Origin of the sequence: uncultured Phyllobacterium sp. (assembly GCF_902479695.1) — a bacterium.
Classification (GTDB): Bacteria; Pseudomonadota; Alphaproteobacteria; order Rhizobiales; family Rhizobiaceae; genus Phyllobacterium; species Phyllobacterium calauticae.
Genome location: NZ_CABSQF010000018.1, coordinates 45,165 through 61,068, shown reverse-complemented (window position 1 = coordinate 61,068; position 15,904 = coordinate 45,165). Strand labels below are relative to the sequence as shown.

At 60.0% G+C, this 15,904-nt stretch carries 16 protein-coding genes; 7 read left to right on the top strand and 9 right to left on the bottom strand.

Annotated features, from left to right (window positions below; genetic code table 11):
• The first annotated feature begins 38 nt into the window (after nt 1-38).
• The 4 genes from RDL77_RS12940 to RDL77_RS12925 all read left to right on the top strand — a co-directional run bounded on the left by RDL77_RS12940 (nt 39) and on the right by RDL77_RS12925 (nt 6,238).
• Nucleotides 39-1,280, top strand: coding sequence for an efflux RND transporter periplasmic adaptor subunit (locus tag RDL77_RS12940; RefSeq protein WP_288193181.1), 1,242 nt, complete (start codon nt 39-41; stop codon nt 1,278-1,280).
• Nucleotides 1,277-4,390, top strand: coding sequence for an efflux RND transporter permease subunit (locus RDL77_RS12935; protein WP_288193180.1), 3,114 nt, complete (start codon nt 1,277-1,279; stop codon nt 4,388-4,390). Before RDL77_RS12940 ends, RDL77_RS12935 begins: the two co-directional genes overlap by 4 nt.
• Before the next feature lie 194 nt (nt 4,391-4,584).
• A complete protein-coding gene (locus RDL77_RS12930) occupies nt 4,585-4,995 on the top strand; it encodes a DUF2147 domain-containing protein (RefSeq protein WP_288193179.1) in 411 nt (136 codons plus the stop codon).
• Between the two features lie 100 nt (nt 4,996-5,095).
• Nucleotides 5,096-6,238 (top strand): PQQ-dependent sugar dehydrogenase, encoded by a 1,143-nt coding sequence (locus tag RDL77_RS12925; protein ID WP_288193178.1) that lies wholly within the window; start codon nt 5,096-5,098, stop codon nt 6,236-6,238.
• Nucleotides 6,239-6,277: 39 nt separating this feature from the next.
• Here the strand turns inward: RDL77_RS12925 and RDL77_RS12920 are convergent, their stop codons facing one another.
• The 3 genes from RDL77_RS12920 to RDL77_RS12910 all read right to left on the bottom strand — a co-directional run bounded on the left by RDL77_RS12920 (nt 6,278) and on the right by RDL77_RS12910 (nt 9,069).
• Nucleotides 6,278-7,126: a universal stress protein gene (locus RDL77_RS12920; RefSeq protein WP_223613045.1), complete on the bottom strand. Its 849-nt coding sequence runs from the start codon at nt 7,124-7,126 to the stop codon at nt 6,278-6,280.
• A 146-nt stretch (nt 7,127-7,272) separates the two neighbouring features.
• The gene (locus RDL77_RS12915) at nt 7,273-8,115 is read right to left on the bottom strand and encodes an NAD(P)-dependent oxidoreductase (protein ID WP_288193177.1); all 843 of its coding nucleotides are present in this window, start codon (nt 8,113-8,115) and stop codon (nt 7,273-7,275) included.
• 72 nt (nt 8,116-8,187) lie between these two features.
• Nucleotides 8,188-9,069, bottom strand: coding sequence for a LysR substrate-binding domain-containing protein (locus RDL77_RS12910; RefSeq protein ID WP_288193176.1), 882 nt, complete (start codon nt 9,067-9,069; stop codon nt 8,188-8,190).
• A gap of 63 nt (nt 9,070-9,132) precedes the next feature.
• On the opposite strand from RDL77_RS12910, the gene RDL77_RS12905 reads away from it, so the two are divergent.
• Nucleotides 9,133-10,065, top strand: a complete 933-nt coding sequence (locus RDL77_RS12905) for a DMT family transporter (protein ID WP_288193175.1) — start codon at nt 9,133-9,135, stop codon at nt 10,063-10,065.
• A gap of 34 nt (nt 10,066-10,099) precedes the next feature.
• Here the strand turns inward: RDL77_RS12905 and sugE are convergent, their stop codons facing one another.
• From sugE to RDL77_RS12885, 4 genes are all read right to left on the bottom strand, one after another.
• Nucleotides 10,100-10,417, bottom strand: coding sequence for a quaternary ammonium compound efflux SMR transporter SugE (gene sugE, locus RDL77_RS12900; RefSeq protein ID WP_223613041.1), 318 nt, complete (start codon nt 10,415-10,417; stop codon nt 10,100-10,102).
• A gap of 28 nt (nt 10,418-10,445) precedes the next feature.
• On the bottom strand, nt 10,446-11,195 hold the full coding sequence (locus tag RDL77_RS12895) for a F0F1 ATP synthase subunit A (protein ID WP_288193174.1): 750 nt from the start codon (nt 11,193-11,195) through the stop codon (nt 10,446-10,448).
• A 220-nt stretch (nt 11,196-11,415) separates the two neighbouring features.
• On the bottom strand, nt 11,416-11,730 hold the full coding sequence (locus tag RDL77_RS12890) for a PepSY domain-containing protein (protein WP_288193173.1): 315 nt from the start codon (nt 11,728-11,730) through the stop codon (nt 11,416-11,418).
• A gap of 73 nt (nt 11,731-11,803) precedes the next feature.
• Nucleotides 11,804-12,628: a mechanosensitive ion channel family protein gene (locus RDL77_RS12885; protein ID WP_288193172.1), complete on the bottom strand. Its 825-nt coding sequence runs from the start codon at nt 12,626-12,628 to the stop codon at nt 11,804-11,806.
• Nucleotides 12,629-12,934: 306 nt separating this feature from the next.
• Here RDL77_RS12885 and ftsZ point away from each other — a divergent pair, with 306 nt between their 5' ends.
• Nucleotides 12,935-13,969, top strand: coding sequence for a cell division protein FtsZ (ftsZ, locus tag RDL77_RS12880; RefSeq protein ID WP_223613037.1), 1,035 nt, complete (start codon nt 12,935-12,937; stop codon nt 13,967-13,969).
• A gap of 57 nt (nt 13,970-14,026) precedes the next feature.
• On the opposite strand, the gene RDL77_RS12875 is transcribed toward ftsZ, so the two are convergent.
• Nucleotides 14,027-14,635 (bottom strand): PadR family transcriptional regulator, encoded by a 609-nt coding sequence (locus RDL77_RS12875; RefSeq protein ID WP_223613036.1) that lies wholly within the window; start codon nt 14,633-14,635, stop codon nt 14,027-14,029.
• 313 nt (nt 14,636-14,948) lie between these two features.
• On the opposite strand from RDL77_RS12875, the gene RDL77_RS12870 reads away from it, so the two are divergent.
• The gene (locus RDL77_RS12870) at nt 14,949-15,590 is read left to right on the top strand and encodes a glutathione S-transferase family protein (protein ID WP_288193171.1); all 642 of its coding nucleotides are present in this window, start codon (nt 14,949-14,951) and stop codon (nt 15,588-15,590) included.
• A gap of 86 nt (nt 15,591-15,676) precedes the next feature.
• On the opposite strand, the gene RDL77_RS12865 is transcribed toward RDL77_RS12870, so the two are convergent.
• Nucleotides 15,677-15,895, bottom strand: a complete 219-nt coding sequence (locus tag RDL77_RS12865; RefSeq protein WP_288193169.1) for a DUF1127 domain-containing protein — start codon at nt 15,893-15,895, stop codon at nt 15,677-15,679.
• Nucleotides 15,896-15,904: the final 9 nt, after the last annotated feature.

Here is a 15,904-nt window from a genome sequence, read left to right as displayed (position 1 = left end):
TCGGTTGATCGCGCCGTTGCCCATCTTGGTGCGTGCCCATGCTGAACCGCGGCCCCAATGAATTCCGTCAGGACGATGGTCATCTGAACGAGCCCGCCGAGCCGAAGCCGGGTGGCCGCAGCCGCCGCCGGTTTTTTGTGATCGGCGGCCTTGTCGTGCTGGCCGCAGCCGGTTTCGCCGGACAGCACTATTGGTCGTCTCTGAACGGTCACCCGGTAAAATCAGCTTCCGCGCCGACTGCTATCCCCGTCACCACCGGGAAAACCGACATTCGCGATCTGTCGATTGAGCGTTCCGCCCTCGGCACCGTGACAGCGCTGTCCACCGTGACGGTGCGAACCAAGGTCGATGGCCAGTTGCTCAATCTGGCCGTTCAGGAAGGTCAGGATGTCAAAGCCGGCGACGTCCTGGCCCGGATTGATCCGCGCCCTTATGAAGCCGAACTCGCCCGTGCCCAATCCACGCTGGCAAAGGACAGTGCCCAGCTGATTGTTGCAAAGGCCGATTATGACCGCGCGTCCAAGCTATCGAGTTCCGGCTATGGTGCAGTCCAGATCGCCGATACCGCCAAAGGTCAGGTGGCTATTCTGGAAGCAACGATTGCCGGCGATCAGGCTGCCATCGATGCCGCCAAGCTCAATCTGGAATTTGCGACGATCACTGCACCGGTGAGCGGCCGCACCGGCCTGAAGCTTGTCGACGAAGGCTCGATGCTTCATGTATCGGACGCAGCGGGTCTGGTGACCATCACCAAGATGAAACCGATTGCAGTCCAGTTCTCGCTGCAGCAGGACGACCTTCCCGATCTCCTGGCCAGCCAGAACAGCGGCGAGTTGACCGTCGCCGTCGACAGCCGTGACGGACGGCAGCATCTTGCTGACGGCAAGATCACCGCCATTGACAGCCAGGTGGACCAGAATACCGGCATGATCAAGCTGAAGGCCACGTTTCCCAATGAAAACCTGAGCCTGTGGCCCGGCGAGCTGGTGACGGCGCGGGTGGTAACACGAACGGACCGCAACGTCATCGCCGCTCCCACCTCGGCGATCCTGAACGGGCAGAGCGGACCGTACGTCTTCGTTGTGAAGCCCGATAACAAGGTGGCGACCGTTTCCGTCGAAGCGGGTGTGACTGCGGGCGGATTTACCGCCTTGAAATCCGGTCTCGGGCCGGAACAGGACATCGTCGTTAGCGGACAATCCCGCCTGAGCGACGGCGCTTCGATTTCGGCAAAGAACGCCAAGCCGAATGTTGCAAGCGCTGCGGAGACCAAGCCATGAGCATCTCCGAGGTATTCATCCGCCGCCGCGTGGGAACATGCCTGCTTGCACTGGGAATGATGCTTCTTGGCGCGGTCGCTTACTTCATGCTTCCCGTCGCCTCGCTGCCCCAGGTGGACTTTCCAACCATTCAGGTGGAAGCCACCCTTCCCGGCGCCAGTGCCAACACCATGGCCACGTCAGTCGCCACACCGCTGGAAAACCAGCTCTCCAATGTTTCCGGGGTCAATCAGATGACCTCGACCAGTTCTTCGGGCCGAACCAACATCACCATTGAATTCGATCTGTCGCGGGACATCAACGCCGCGGCGCAGGATATCCAGGCGGCCATCGGCGCGGCGGCTGGCAGCCTGCCCAAGAGCCTGCCAAGCCCTCCCACCTATCATAAATCCAACCCCGCCGAAGCCACGGTGCTGACGCTGGCATTGACCTCCGACCGCCTTCCGCTCACCGAACTCGACCACTACGCCGAAGATATCGTTGCGCAGCAGGTATCGCAGATGAACGGTGTGGGGCTCGTGGATTTTCACGGACCGCAGCGTCCTTCCGTGCGCATTCAGATCGACCCGGACAGGCTGGCCGCACGCGGGCTCACCCTGGAGGATGTCCGCAGCATCGTTGGCAGCCAGACAGTGAATACACCCAAAGGCTCGATCAGCGGCGACGGCCGCACCACCGTCCTCGACGCCACGGACCAGATCGTCGATGTTCCGACCTACCGCAACACCATCATAGCCTACCGCAACGGCGCTCCGATCTACCTCAAGGATGTGGGCAAGGTGATCGCGGGGCCTGAAGACAACAAGCAGGCTGCGTGGCTGCAGACGAAACGCTCGGTCATGATCGATGTTCACAAAATGGCCGGATCGAACATTCTCGAAACCATCAGCAACATAAAGGCCAGGTTGCCCGCACTGGAAGCCGGGCTTCCAGCCGGCGTCAAACTGTCAGTCGTCGGCGACCGCACGCAGATCATCGACGCATCGGTGTTCGACGTGCAGATCACGATGCTGATCACCGTCGCGCTCGTCGTCATGGTCATCTTTTCGTTTCTGCGAAACTTTTGGGCCACGCTCATTCCGAGCATAACGATCCCGCTGTCGCTGCTCGGCACCTTTTGCGTCATGTACCTTCTCGGCTACAGTCTGGATAATCTGTCGCTGATGGGACTGACAATTGCCGTCGGCTTTGTCGTGGACGATGCCATCGTTGTCATCGAAAACATTGTGCGCCACCTCGAAAACGGAAAATCCAAGCTGCAGGCTGCCATCGAAGGCGCGCGTGAAGTCAACTTCACGATCATCTCGATGACCATATCGCTTGTCGCCGTTTTCATCCCCATCCTGCTCATGGGCGGCATTGTCGGGCGCCTGTTCCGGGAATTTGCCGTTACCGTCAGCGTCGCGATCCTGATGTCCGGCCTGATATCCCTGACCGTCACACCGATGTTGTGCGCCTGGCTGATCCGCGACGAGAAACACACATCGCACGGGCGCATCTTCAACTGGTCCGAGCGGCTGTTCAATTCGATCACGCGCGCCTATGGCCGCGGACTGGATTTCGTTCTCCGGCATCGCAGCATCACGCTCGTCGTCACCTGCATTACTCTCGTGTTGACGGTGTGGCTCTACGTCATCGTCCCCAAGGGGTTCCTGCCTGAACAGGATACGGGTTTCATCCAGGCGCAGGCACAGGCCGCAACTGATATCTCCTTCGATGCGATGTCTGTCAAAATGCAGAACCTTGGCGACATCATCATGCGTGATCCGGCCGTCGACAACGTGGCTTACTGGATCAACCCCAGCCCTTCCACCGCCGTGGGACAGGTCCAGATCAATCTGAAGCCGTTCGGCCAGCGCAGCACCGCCCAGGCGGTCATAGCGCGCCTGAAGAAAGCCGTCGCGGGCATGGAGGGGCTGACCCTTGGCATGCGGATACGGCAGGATATTCAGGTCGGCGGCCGCTCATCGGCATCGCAATACCAGTACACGCTCCAGGCTCAGGATACGGACGAACTGACCAAATGGGCCGCCGTCATGTCCAAGGCCCTCAGTTCATTGCCCGAGGTCCAGGACGTGATCTCCGACAAGCAGAACGAAGCCACGAGCGCGACACTGAACATCGACCGTGCCACTGCATCGCGTCTCGGCGTGAGTGTTCAGGCCATCGATGACACGCTCTACGATGCATTCGGACAACGTCAGGTCGCAACCCAGTTCACGCAGGTCAGCCAGAACCACATCGTGCTCGAGGTCGACCCGCGCTACAGCCTGTCCACCGATGCACTCAATCATCTGTTCGTGCGCTCGTCGACGCTGAACCAGCTCGTTCCGCTGAGCCTGCTGGCATCCGTGAAAACAACCGTGTCGCCGGTGACGATCAATCATCAGGGGTCGATGCCCGCAACGACACTCTCCTTCAATCTGAAGCCCAACATAGCCCTCGGCGACGCGGTGACGGCCATCCACACCGCGGAGTTGAAGGCGGGGCTCCCCATCACCGTCACCGGCACGTTCCAGGGTACGGCACAGGCCTTCCAGAGTTCCCTGAGCACCCAGCCATGGCTCATCCTGGCGGCGGTCATAGCGGTCTACATCGTGCTCGGCGTTCTCTATGAAAGTGCCATTCACCCGCTGACGATCATATCCACCCTGCCCTCGGCCGGTCTCGGCGCCTTGCTGGCCCTGCTGCTGTTCGGCCAGGACCTGTCCATCGTCGGGATGATCGGCATCATCCTCCTGATCGGAATCGTGAAGAAGAATGCGATCATGATGATCGACTTTGCCCTGGAAGCCGAGCGCCAACAGGGTCTGGCCCCGGCGGAGGCGATCCACCAGGCCTGCCTGCTGCGCTTCCGGCCGATCATGATGACGACCATGGCCGCCCTTCTCGGGGCATTGCCCCTGGCGCTCGGCACAGGCCCCGGCGCGGAACTGCGCACGCCGCTTGGCATTGCCATCGTCGGCGGACTTGTCGTCTCGCAGATCCTCACGCTCTTTACGACGCCGGTCATATATCTGGCGCTCGGCGGTTCGGGCAAAAAGGATTATGCGCTGGACGATACAACGCCTGATATGCTTCCCAGCAAAGGAACAGTTCTAACCCATTGATACAGAATATATTTTCAGGCGGCGCTCCCGGGATGACCGGAGAGCACGCCTGATTGTTTTTGTTCTCCTCGTGGCGGCGGCCGCGCGCTCTGTGTGCACAGGAATGCCATACTTGTCCTGTAAGGGTGCGCAGGATACGGTTGTTAACCGGCTTGCAAACCCAACGGTCCGTGATGGCCAGGAGATACCCATTGATGACTGTGCGAAACGCTATTTTCTCGTGTCTTTTTCTTGCGGCGCTGACTGGCCAGTCCGTCGCCGAGACACAGGATATCGCCGGAACCTACGTCAATGATACCGGCCGCACGAAGGTTCGGCTCAGCGACTGCGGCGCCGGGATTTGCGGCACGGTCGTCTGGATGAGCGCGCCCGTCAACGATGTGAAAAATCCCGATGCGTCCAAGCGCAACCGGCCTGTTGTCGGTATTCAGGCCGTAACGTTGAAGTCAAACGGCGAAGGAACCTATTCCGGAACCCTCTACAACACCGAAAATGGCCAGACCTATACGGGCAAGGCAAAGGTTTCGGATCAGGGCATAGAACTGTCCGGCTGCGTCCTTGGCGGATTGATCTGCAAGGTCTCGGTCTGGCGCCGCGTCGACTGAGTCACCGCCAACCTCTATCCGCTGGCCAGCGCTTGCATGCCGCCGACAGCACACCTATGTGCAACGTGAGGCATTAACCGGCATTCACTGGAGGGCTTTCATGAGTCGTCGTGCTGCAGCTGTCGTCCTTGCAATCCTTGGCATTGCCGGTTCAAGCTCGATTGCATGGCCTGCCCCATCCGTCAATGCGGGCAGGAATGCGCCGAGCACCACCACCCCATTCACGGCAACGACCGTTGCACGTTTTGATACGCCGTGGGCCATAGCCTTCCTCCCCGATAGCCGCATGCTTGTTACGGAAAAGCCCGGCCGGCTTTTTCTGGTTACCCGCGAGGGAAGCAAGACGGAGATTAGCGGCGTTCCCAACGTGGCCTATAGCGGCCAGAACGGCTTGCTCGACGTGGCGGTCGCGCCGGATTTCGCAAAGAAACTCGTCATTTATCTGACTTATGTGGAACCTGGGGCTGGCGGCAGCAGTCTCGCCCTCGCCCGCGCCGAACTCTCGCTGACCGGAAAGACCGCCGCATTGAAGGGGCTGGAAGTCATCTGGCGGCAGATGCCGAAGGGCAACGGCGGCCAGCCCGGCGGAATCATCGCGTTCTCCCCTGACGGTCGGCACCTGTTCCTCACGTCGGGGGATCGCATGCGGCCAGACACCGCCCAAAACCCCGATCAGGCGCTGGGGAAAGTGCTGCGGCTCAATCTCGACGGATCGACCCCTCCCGACAATCCCTGGGCCAAGCAAGGCGGTATCAGAGCACAGATCTGGACCCTGGGGCATCGCAACCCCTACGGCCTTGCCTTTGATGCCAAGGGCAGGCTCTGGCTGGATGAAATGGGTCCGAAGGGTGGCGATGAACTCAACCTCCTGAAGCCGGGACGGAATTACGGCTGGCCGATCGTCTCCAACGGCGACAATTACAATGGGACACCCATCCCGCGCCATGATACCCGCCCGGAATTCGAAGCTCCTCTTGTCTACTGGACGCCGGTCATCGCTCCCGCCGGTCTTGCATTTTATCAGGGCGACCTCTTCCCGCAATGGAAAGGCTCGGCCTTTATCGGCGGATTGGTCGAGAAGGGCTTCGTGCGGATCAGCTTCGACGCGAATGGCGGCGCCAGGGAAGCGGACCGATGGGTGCTTGGCCATCGCATCCGCGATGTCGCCGTGGCACCGGACGGCGCGCTTTGGCTGATCGAAGACGAAAGCAACGGCCGCCTGCTGCGGCTGACGCCGAAATAGGAGAATGGCATCTTCGGTGCCGCTGCTTTGACGCAATGCTCACCGCGATATGAGCATCGGCAGTTCGGTGTTGGACAACAGCGATCGCGTCACGCCGCCAAACAGGATTTCGGTGGAGCGCGGGTGACTATAGGCGCCGATGACCAGCAGATTTGCCCCTACCCCACGGGCTTCCCGTACAATCGTGTGGGCAACCGGTTCATTTGACGAAACGACGAGAACGGTTGCTGACACATCGTGCCTTGCCAGATGGCTCAGGAGATCCGCGCCCGGCTCATGATTGTAATCGGCCGCAGCGCGACCGTTTTCGATGACCAGTATCGTGACCTGCTTTGCCGTCACGATAAACGGCATGGCATCGTAAACCGCCCGGCGCGCCTCACGGCTGCCATTCCAGGCGATAACCACCTTGTCACCGATAGTCCCTCCATCCCACTCCCGCGGAACAACCAGAACGGGAATTCCCGTTGCAAGGAGCAATTGTTCGGCCGACCAGCTCATCGGAAGATCACCCAGCGGCGGTTGCGCGGCAACGATGAGGTCCGCATTCAGGCCGCGGACCATGTTCTGGTCGTCAAGCCTGTCCTGCCATGCAACACGAAACTCGGAACCGATGCCCTCGGCTTCGGTTATCCGGGCGAAGTGCCGGCCCGACCTGATCAGTTTGTTCTCGTCAGCGCTTCTTTGACGAACGATCACCTGTCGGATTGCTTCCGACCCGCGCGCAAAATTTTCGGATGCCGAGCCGTAGGCGGCCCGCGTCAAACCATAAACACCGACGAGATAAGCCCCATGTTTCTTGGCGAGGCGCGCCGCGTGCGCGCCAACTTTCTCGCCGGGGAGAGAGGCATCCAGGAAAACGACGATATCACGCCACACGGAAAGCATCGGAATACTCCTTGAACCATGTCCTTCTCAAGATATGGTATCGGGATTTCCGTTTGTCACCCATCATGGGGCGTGCAGCGTGTTAAATTGTCGATATGGTTGAAATGCTTGACCACCTGTCCGTCGGGTGTCATTCGCCTTGCGGCTTACTTCCCGGCAAGCACACCATCCAGCGTTGAAGCGAGACGTCCATCGCCGTTCTGATCACCGGCGATCCTGGCAAAAACCTCAGCCATGGCGTGGAAAAGCGCCGCGCCGGGCTCGTCAGGTCCAAGGAATTCGGCAATCTCTTCCATCTCGGCAACCCATCGATAGGCCTTAGGATACATATCGGGTATTGAGTGTTGAAAACGGGCGAGAAGCTCCGGCATGCTTTCCGCCATCTCGGCGTGCAGGCTTGCCGCGGAACCCGATCCGGCTGCGGCCAGCAGCATGGTCGTTCCAAGCCCGACCAGTCCCTTGTTGATGCCGGCATAGACCATCTTCAGGGCGGAGGCTGCACCGATCGAACCGTCGACGCGGTGCGTCCGCAGGCCGAGCGCCTTAAGACGGTTGACAATCCCATCGTCACCACCGCTCACATAGAATTTCGGTCCTGCATTATCGGGTTTCGGCGGCAGGCCGATAATGGCGCCATCGAGTATATCCCACCCTGTCCCGGACAGAACTGATCCGACTTTGCGCATCGAATGCGGATTGATCGCGTTGAAATCGATGAACGTGCCTTTGGCACCCGCTGCAGACAAAACCGGTGCGAACCCGTGCGCGACGCCGACCGCCTCTGCCGGTGGAACAATGGAAAATATCAGGTCGGCCGCTGCGATATCGGCGATGGCTGCCGGTTCAATGCCCGCCGCCCGGACGCGGTCCAGTGTCCGCTGGCTTCGCCCTTCGGTAAAGGAAAGGACGCGGGCTCCGCCCTGTATCAGGCGTTGCCCGACGGCGCTGCCCATGGCTCCGGCTCCGATGATGGCGATGGTTGTCGGCATGGGTTCGTCCTCGCTTGATCTCAACGTGCTAATCCAGACTCGCCAAGCGCCGTTCGATTGTCAACGGCGCAATCAAGATGCCGAAAGCCCTCGGATGCGCTCCAGCAATGTGCGGACGGCCCGCCGTTGGCTCCCCCGTTCCGTGATGGCATGGAATTTCAATTGGCTGGCTACCGGAACGCTGGAAATCGGCACAAGGCTGCCGTTTTGGACAAATATCTCGCCATAGGGCGCGCGCAGGAGCGCCACACCGCTTCCCGCAGCCGCCGCATGCAAACCCAGATCATAGTCCGGATAGCGGCGATCCTGCGGACGCGGGCGATACCGGTGCCCGCGCTCGGCCAGCCAGATACGCCACGCATCGGGATAAGCATCGTGGATAAGGGGATGGCGGAGAATATCGCCTGGCTCAGGTTCATGTCCCAAGACGAGGGCCAGTTCGGGCGACGCGACGGGAAGGAGGACTTCGTCGAAGAGCGGCATGGCCACACCATCGCTCCAGTCACCGCGGCCATAGCGTATCGCCACGTCGACCTCGCCGAGCGGCGCGTACCGGCGGTCAAGCTCCAGTTCGATCCGCAGATCGGGTGGAGAGCCTTCGAGTTTGGCAAGGTTCGGCAAAATCCACAGCCGTGCAAAGGACGGCAGGACACTGATCCTGACGGTTTCGGGCTGGCGGTTCTCCCGCCATTCGGCGGCCCCGCTATCGATCAGGTCAAGCGCCTGCTCGAACAACCGCACAAGCCGTTGCCCTTCAATCGTCAGGCGAACCCCGCGCCCATGCCGTTCGAACAATGCCGTCCCCGCCCATGCCTCGACAATGGCGACGCGCCTGCTGATAGCTCCATGCGTCAAATCGAGTTCATCGGCGGCACCGGAGAACGAGCCGGTGCGATTGGACGATAGAACCGCCTGTATGGCGTCGAAGGACGGAAGATCTGAGCTGTGCTTCATTCTCACAGCTCACGCCATATCAGCACTCTATGTCAAGTCTGGAACGTGTTTTACTGTCTCCCCATGACCTCATCCCGCCCCGCACTTTTACCGATCCTGGCTATCTCCACGACCATTCTCGTCTGGGCGACAGCTTTTCCCGCAATCAAGCTTGCGCTCACACAACTGGAGCCCTTGCCACTCGCATCGATCCGCTATGCCATCGCCGCACTGCTGGCGGCGATATGGCTGGTCTGGAAGCGCCCTGCCCGCATGCCGCTGCCTCATCTCCTGCTCTGTGCCGGCTGTGGCATTGTGGGCGGCGCCGGTTACAGCGTCCTCCTGAATATCGGACAGCAAACTGTCGCGGCGGGCGCGGCAAGTTTCCTCATCAAGACTGAATCGCTCTGGATGGCGACATTCGCCGTCGTGCTCCTGAAGGAGCGGTTCCCGCCCATAGCCTGGGGCGGAACCCTGTTGTGCATTATCGGCATTGGCTTGATAGCCAGCGCACAGGCTGGCGGGCTGACCCTGAACTCAGGTGCCGCCTTTGTACTTGGCGCTGCGTTGTGCTCGGCAACGGGCTTCACGGTGCAGCGCCAGCTGGTTTCGCGCTATGGTGCCCTGCATGTGGCGGCCATCATGTTTATATCAGCTGCGCTCGCGCTTTCGCCATGGCTGTCGCAGGCCATAGCGCAAACCGGCAATGCATCGCTTGCCGTGCGAGGCTGGATCGGCTTCCTCGGCATTTTTCCCACCGCAATCGGCCTGGTTTGCTGGGCCTATGCGCTCGGCACGTTTGGCGTCGCCCGGGCCGGAAACTTTCTCTACCTCATTGCCCCCATCGCCATGCTGATCGCCTGGCTCATTGCCGGCGAACCACCGAAAATGAGCACGGTCCTCGGCGGCATGCTCATCCTGGCCGGGGTTGTGATCGTGAACATGCGCGGCAAGACTGTGCAGACACCGGTTGACGTCCGCGCCGAAACACCGGCGACCGATACCGCAAAATCGTGATCGTGCTCATCTGCGCCGGGTTTCGCAACATTGCCTACAGCGTCGATAGTTTCAGACCAATCAGTCCCGCAACGATGAAGCCGACGCTTGCAAGCCGGAAAAGCGTGACCGCTTCGCCGAGGAAGAATATGCCGACGAGGAATGCGCCAACCGCTCCGATACCCGTCCAGATGGCATAGGCGGTGCCGAGCGGCAGGGATTTCATCGCCACGGCAAGCAAGCCGAAGCTGATGATCATCGTGACGATGGTGATAACACTCGGCACAAGCCGTGTGAAACCATCGGACTGTTTCATTGTGGAAGCCCAAATCACCTCAAACAGGCCAGCAAGGGCAAGATAGATCCATGCCATGATCGTTCCTTTCACAGGGGTGGTGGTTTTAGTGGCCGGGATGAAGCGCGTCGTTCAGATACATGCATGTCAGCATGGCGAAGACGTAGGCCTGGATGAAGGACATCAGCAGTTCAAGACCGGTCAGGGCGACGGCCATGGCCAGCGGCAGAACGGCGGCCAGAAGCCCGACGCCGCCCGCATCAACCAGATCAGCCACAAAGCCGGAAAACACTTTCAGGGTGATGTGTCCTGCCAGCATCACCGCAAACAGGCGCACCGAATGACTGAGCGGGCGTGACAGGTAGGAGATGATCTCGATGGGGATAATCACCGGTGCGAGGACAACCGGCACGCCAGACGGCATGAACAGCCGCAGGAATTTCAAGCCGTGCCGCCGGAAGCCGTAAATGGTGACCGTGAGGAAAACGAGAATTGCCAGGGCAAAGGTGACAATGATCTGGCTGGTCACCGTAAAGGCGTACGGAAACATGCCGATCAGGTTTGCCACGAGGATGAACATGAACAGCGAGAAGACAAACGGAAAGAACCGCATCCCCAGTTCACCCGCGTTCTGCCGCAGCAGGCCGGCGACGAACTCGTACAGCATCTCCGCCGTGGATTGCAGACGCCCCGGATTGAGCCTGCGTTTGCGTGTGGAAATCATCAGGAACGCACTGGAAACAGCAACGGTCAGAACCATATAGGCGGCCGAGTTGGTGAAGCTGATCTCATGGCCCGCGATCTCGGTCAGGCGGACAAGCGGCTTGATTTCGAATTGTTCGATAGGGCCAGCCATTACAGACCTCGCCCGGTCTGACGATGAGAGCTGGCTGGAACGGCGACAGTCAAATAGGAAAAATTCAGTCCGGTGTGGGACACCATCATCTCCTTCAATCGAGATAACGGGGCCGTCCCCATGCGCAACCATGACACAGGTCGTCCTGTGCATGGCTGTCCTAGCCGCCAACCGGCAGCAATTCAAGTCAACAAATCGTCAGATGCAGATCGAAGGCCGGCTAGTCGACGGAAATCACTTCGCCCGTGCGCCGGTCGACGCTGACGCGAACATCATTGCCGCGCCGGTCTGTCCCCTCCACGATGAAACGGGACCTCGTCCGGTCAATATTATCCACGTTACGCAAACCTTCGGCGCGGGCGATCCGCACTGCTTCACGCTCGCTGATATCCATGCCGCGCCGCATGGGCCGCTCGGCACCCGGTTCGACAAGACGCACACCGCCCGGCCCGATTTCGAGTGATTGCGCGAAAGACGGGGCCGCCGACAGGACTGTCGCCGCCGCAATGGCTGCAATAGCAAAATGTTTAAACATGATAGCCTCCCAAAGAACATTGTTAAAATGCATGCTCACCAAGGGAAACGCCAAGCGAGGGATGTTGTTCCGTTCAAATGCCTGCGGCTTGCTGATCTGCCGGCTTCCTGTCGTAGAACAGTTCTCCCGTTCCCATGGTCAAATCGGCTTTCACCGCGGCGAAGTCGCTGGCCGATGTCCAGTATCGCAGGGTGATGGCCATGGATTCATCCGTGAGATCCGAGGCGAAGACCTGCGGGGCCGGATCCCGCAAAATGCGTTTGTCATTGGCGGTCAGCGCCACCAGGCTCTTGCGCATCCGGTCGATATCCTCGCCATGATCGGCACCGAGTGTAATGTCATTGCGGCGGACACCGTTGCGCGTGTAGTTTTTGACGGGCTGGGTCCAAAGGGTTGAATTGGGCGCGAGGACATAGACGCCGTCCGCAGCCCGCAAGCGGGTGGCAAACAGCCCGATTTCCTCCACCGTGCCGGAAATGCTGCCGACTTCGACATATTCCCCGATACGCAGCGGCCGCAAGGCCAGGAGCATGATGCCGGCCGCGATATTCTGCAGGGTCCCCTGCAGGGCAAGGCCGATGGCCAGGCCGACAGCGCCGATGGCGGCAATGACCGACGCGGTCTGAATGCCGAACTGGCCGAGCACCATGACCGCCACCAGTCCCAGAACCGCATAGCGGGCAATTTTTGAAAAGAAGCGGCGCAGTGTCAGGTCGAAGCCGCCGACCTTCCCCAATCCGGCATAAAGCCAGCGTTCCACCAGTCCGGCAACGATGTAGCCGATCACCAGCAGCAATATGGCGCCAAGGACCGAGAATGAATAGGTGACAACAAGCGCGCTTGCCTGGTGAATACCGGTCTGTATGGCGGTGACAGCGTTTTGGGGATCAAGTTCCATAGGCCAATTCTCCTGATCAGAAACTGTGGAGGGAAACATCAGAGTGCCGGGATGGTTCCTTCGTGAACTATTGCGTCAATCTCAAGGACATTGCATCCGCGATGTCCTTTCGCCCGTCGTTCCGGACATACTTTTGACAACCCATCCGGGCGATATGCCATTTCAGGGCTTGCGCCGAAACCCGCTGTCTGATTCTTTGCCGGACATTGGGGTACGGAGAGGCTTTGATTCTCCGAGTGAGCTCCGTCATAACATTACGTACCTGCACGCCGATACAGACGATCGGCCGGGAATAAGGATTGCACGATGTCAATTAACCTCAAGAAGCCGGAAATTTCCGAGATGAAGCCGAATATCACCGTGTTCGGTGTCGGCGGCGGCGGCGGCAATGCGGTTAACAACATGATCCGTGAAAACCTGCAGGGCACGCAGTTCATTGTGGCCAATACGGATGCCCAGGCACTGGCCATGTCCAAGGCAAGCCGGCTGATCCAGCTCGGCGCCAATGTGACGCAGGGGCTTGGCGCAGGCTCGCATCCGGAAATCGGACGGGCTGCCGCGGAAGAAAGCATCGACGAAATCATGGATCATCTTGCCGGCACGCACATGTGCTTCGTGACGGCAGGCATGGGCGGCGGCACCGGAACCGGCGCAGCGCCGGTCATTGCCCGCGCAGCCCGCTCGGCCGGCATCCTGACGGTTGGCGTCGTGACAAAGCCATTCTCGTTTGAAGGCACGCGCCGGATGCGCATGGCTGAAGAAGGTCTGGAAGAACTGCGCGACAGCGCCGATACGCTGATCGTCATCCCCAACCAGAACCTTTTCCGCGTCGCCAACGCGTCCACGACCTTTGCCGATGCCTTTGCCACGGCCGACCGCGTTCTCTATTCCGGTGTTGCCTGCATCACGGATCTGATGGTCCGCGAAGGCCTGATCAATCTGGATTTTGCCGACGTGCGCTCGGTCATGCGCGACATGGGCCGCGCCATGATGGGAACGGGCGAAGGCACCGGCGAAGGCCGCGCACAGGCGGCCGCCGAAGCTGCAATCGCCAATCCGCTTCTCGACGTGGAATCGATGAAGGGTGCCAAGGGCGTCCTGGTATCGATTTCCGGCGGACGCGACATGACCCTGTTCGAGGTCGATGAAGCCGCAACCCGTATCCGCGAAGAAGTCGACGATCAGGCCAACATCATTCTCGGCGCGACCTTTGACGATGCGCTGGAAGGCGTATTCCGGGTATCGGTGGTTGCAACCGGCATCGATGTTGCCCGCGCTGCCGCACTGTCTGACGCAGGCACACCCGGCTCCGTTCTGTCGATGACAAGACGCCAGGCCTGAATTCCCTTGCATGAACTCCCAAGCGGCGCCGCTTCCGGCGCCGCATGGGTTTAAACATCAGTCTTTTTTCTTGCCTGATTCTATGTCCAGCGCCGCCTGCTCGAGGATCTTGCGAACCCGGTCCGCCTCTTCCGCATCCCAGCCGTGACTGTGCAGGTGGAGCGCGGTGCGCAGCGTGTCCATCGCGTGGGCAATGGCCTCCGGTGCGCGCTGTCCGGCCATGGAACGGGCAACCATGCCCATCCGCGTGCGGACCGCATCCACCAGGTTCTTGTTCTCGGCGAGATAGGCAAGCCCCTCCTCCGTGATGGTATAGAGCTTTTTCGAGCCTTCGCTCGCCGCTGCCGTTACCTGCCCGATTTCCTCGAGGAAAGTCAGGGACGGATAGACAGAACCGGGGCTCGGCGCATAGGCGCCGCCGAACAACTCTTCGATGTCCTTGATCAACTCATAGCCATGGCGCGGCCGCTCAGCGACCAGTGCCAGCAGAACCAGACGCAGGTCGCCCGATGCAAACACCCTGCCGCCGCCGCCCCTGCGGCCGAAACGTCCGCCGCCGCCGGGGCCATCGTGACCGCCGCCGTGGCGGCCAAAGCCGCGTCCCATGCCATATATGACAAAACGCTCATCGCGTTCATGCCGTTCGTGATGACAATTTCCAAACATTGCAAATTCTCCTTTCATGCACAAACGATATATCTTTTGAGTCTATCTGTAAATACAAACTTCAATATGCATCGGGTGTTTGCTCCGTCGGAAGAGCTACGCGTATGATTGTGCTGAGGAAAAAATTGCAGTGCGAACCGGCAAAATGGCCCGGAAACCGCGAAAACAGGCTACGCCGTAAACGGAGGACCGGCGCTGCATGATGCCGCGTATGTGACGAGCCTTGCGCATATCGCGGCCGGGCGATAGCAGTATATGCAGAAATCTCGCTCCTGCGAATGAAGCGCTTAAGCCAACGTAAGGACGCTCAAGTATGCTCACTGTCTATGGCGAAGGTCGTGGGTTCCGTATCGTTTGGCTGCTCGAGGAATTGGGAGTGGCGTATCGGTTGCGCCCGGTCGATCTGCTCACTGTCGGGAATGATCCCGATTTTCTTGCCATCAACCCCGCTGGCTTTATCCCGGCGCTACAGGACGGCGAGACGACCATGGTCGAATCGATCGCGATCCTCGAATACCTGCTCGCCCGCCACGGCCCGAGCCCTCTCGCCGTCGCCCCGGATGATCCGGGTTTCGCCGCGTATCTGCAGTTCCTCCATTTGGGAGAGGCTGGGCTCGCTGGGCCAATGAATGCCGTCTTCGTTGGTCGTGCGCTCGCGCCCGAAGCAGAGCGAAATGCCCGGGTCACGAGCTGGGCACTGGAGACCTTTCATAGTCGGCTGGGATTGGTCATCCGGCGTCTCGCAGATCGCCCGTTTCTCGCCGGCGACCAGTTTACCGCTGCTGACATTTCAGTGAGCTACGCTCTCTTGCTTGGTCTGCGAACCAGCAACTATACCCCGGGTTCAGTCGAGCGTGCCTATCTCGCCCGCACGACGGCACGGCCCGCATACGCCCGAGCGATGGATATCTGCCAAGCGACCAAAGCTTGGGCGGAGCGATCACCGACGTTGTAGAGCCAAGTCGTGAATCCATGGAAGGGATTCGCACGGGCGGCGTACCGCGTGTCGATGACCGGCGGGCCCATGAGGCTGCGGCCCAATCAGCGGCGACGGCGATCAATTTCCCGGGCTTGCTCCCGCGTTATCCCGATATCGTCGAGCAGATGATCGCTGAGCTTGCTGACCCTCGGATCGCCCGCCCGTTCTCCGCGATAACGCAGATAGATGTTCCAGATAGCCATCGCAGCGGTTTTGACGAATGCCGCAAACCCTCCGCCGCTATGCCGTTGTAGTAGACCAGTCGTCTCTGTATGGGACATGATAAATCT

Bases quoted from the DNA above. Each gene is read 5' to 3' on its own strand.
- RDL77_RS12940 (WP_288193181.1), top strand. From the start codon at position 39: ATGCTGAACCGCGGCCCCAATGAATTCCGTCAGGACGATGGTCATCTG.
- RDL77_RS12935 (WP_288193180.1), top strand. From the start codon at position 1,277: ATGAGCATCTCCGAGGTATTCATCCGCCGCCGCGTGGGAACATGCCTG.
- RDL77_RS12930 (WP_288193179.1), top strand. From the start codon at position 4,585: ATGACTGTGCGAAACGCTATTTTCTCGTGTCTTTTTCTTGCGGCGCTG.
- RDL77_RS12925 (WP_288193178.1), top strand. From the start codon at position 5,096: ATGAGTCGTCGTGCTGCAGCTGTCGTCCTTGCAATCCTTGGCATTGCC.
- RDL77_RS12920 (WP_223613045.1), bottom strand. From the start codon at position 7,126: ATGCTTTCCGTGTGGCGTGATATCGTCGTTTTCCTGGATGCCTCTCTC.
- RDL77_RS12915 (WP_288193177.1), bottom strand. From the start codon at position 8,115: ATGCCGACAACCATCGCCATCATCGGAGCCGGAGCCATGGGCAGCGCC.
- RDL77_RS12910 (WP_288193176.1), bottom strand. From the start codon at position 9,069: ATGAAGCACAGCTCAGATCTTCCGTCCTTCGACGCCATACAGGCGGTT.
- RDL77_RS12905 (WP_288193175.1), top strand. From the start codon at position 9,133: ATGACCTCATCCCGCCCCGCACTTTTACCGATCCTGGCTATCTCCACG.
- sugE (WP_223613041.1), bottom strand. From the start codon at position 10,417: ATGGCATGGATCTATCTTGCCCTTGCTGGCCTGTTTGAGGTGATTTGG.
- RDL77_RS12895 (WP_288193174.1), bottom strand. From the start codon at position 11,195: ATGGCTGGCCCTATCGAACAATTCGAAATCAAGCCGCTTGTCCGCCTG.
- RDL77_RS12890 (WP_288193173.1), bottom strand. From the start codon at position 11,730: ATGTTTAAACATTTTGCTATTGCAGCCATTGCGGCGGCGACAGTCCTG.
- RDL77_RS12885 (WP_288193172.1), bottom strand. From the start codon at position 12,628: ATGGAACTTGATCCCCAAAACGCTGTCACCGCCATACAGACCGGTATT.
- ftsZ (WP_223613037.1), top strand. From the start codon at position 12,935: ATGTCAATTAACCTCAAGAAGCCGGAAATTTCCGAGATGAAGCCGAAT.
- RDL77_RS12875 (WP_223613036.1), bottom strand. From the start codon at position 14,635: ATGTTTGGAAATTGTCATCACGAACGGCATGAACGCGATGAGCGTTTT.
- RDL77_RS12870 (WP_288193171.1), top strand. From the start codon at position 14,949: ATGCTCACTGTCTATGGCGAAGGTCGTGGGTTCCGTATCGTTTGGCTG.
- RDL77_RS12865 (WP_288193169.1), bottom strand. From the start codon at position 15,895: ATGTCCCATACAGAGACGACTGGTCTACTACAACGGCATAGCGGCGGA.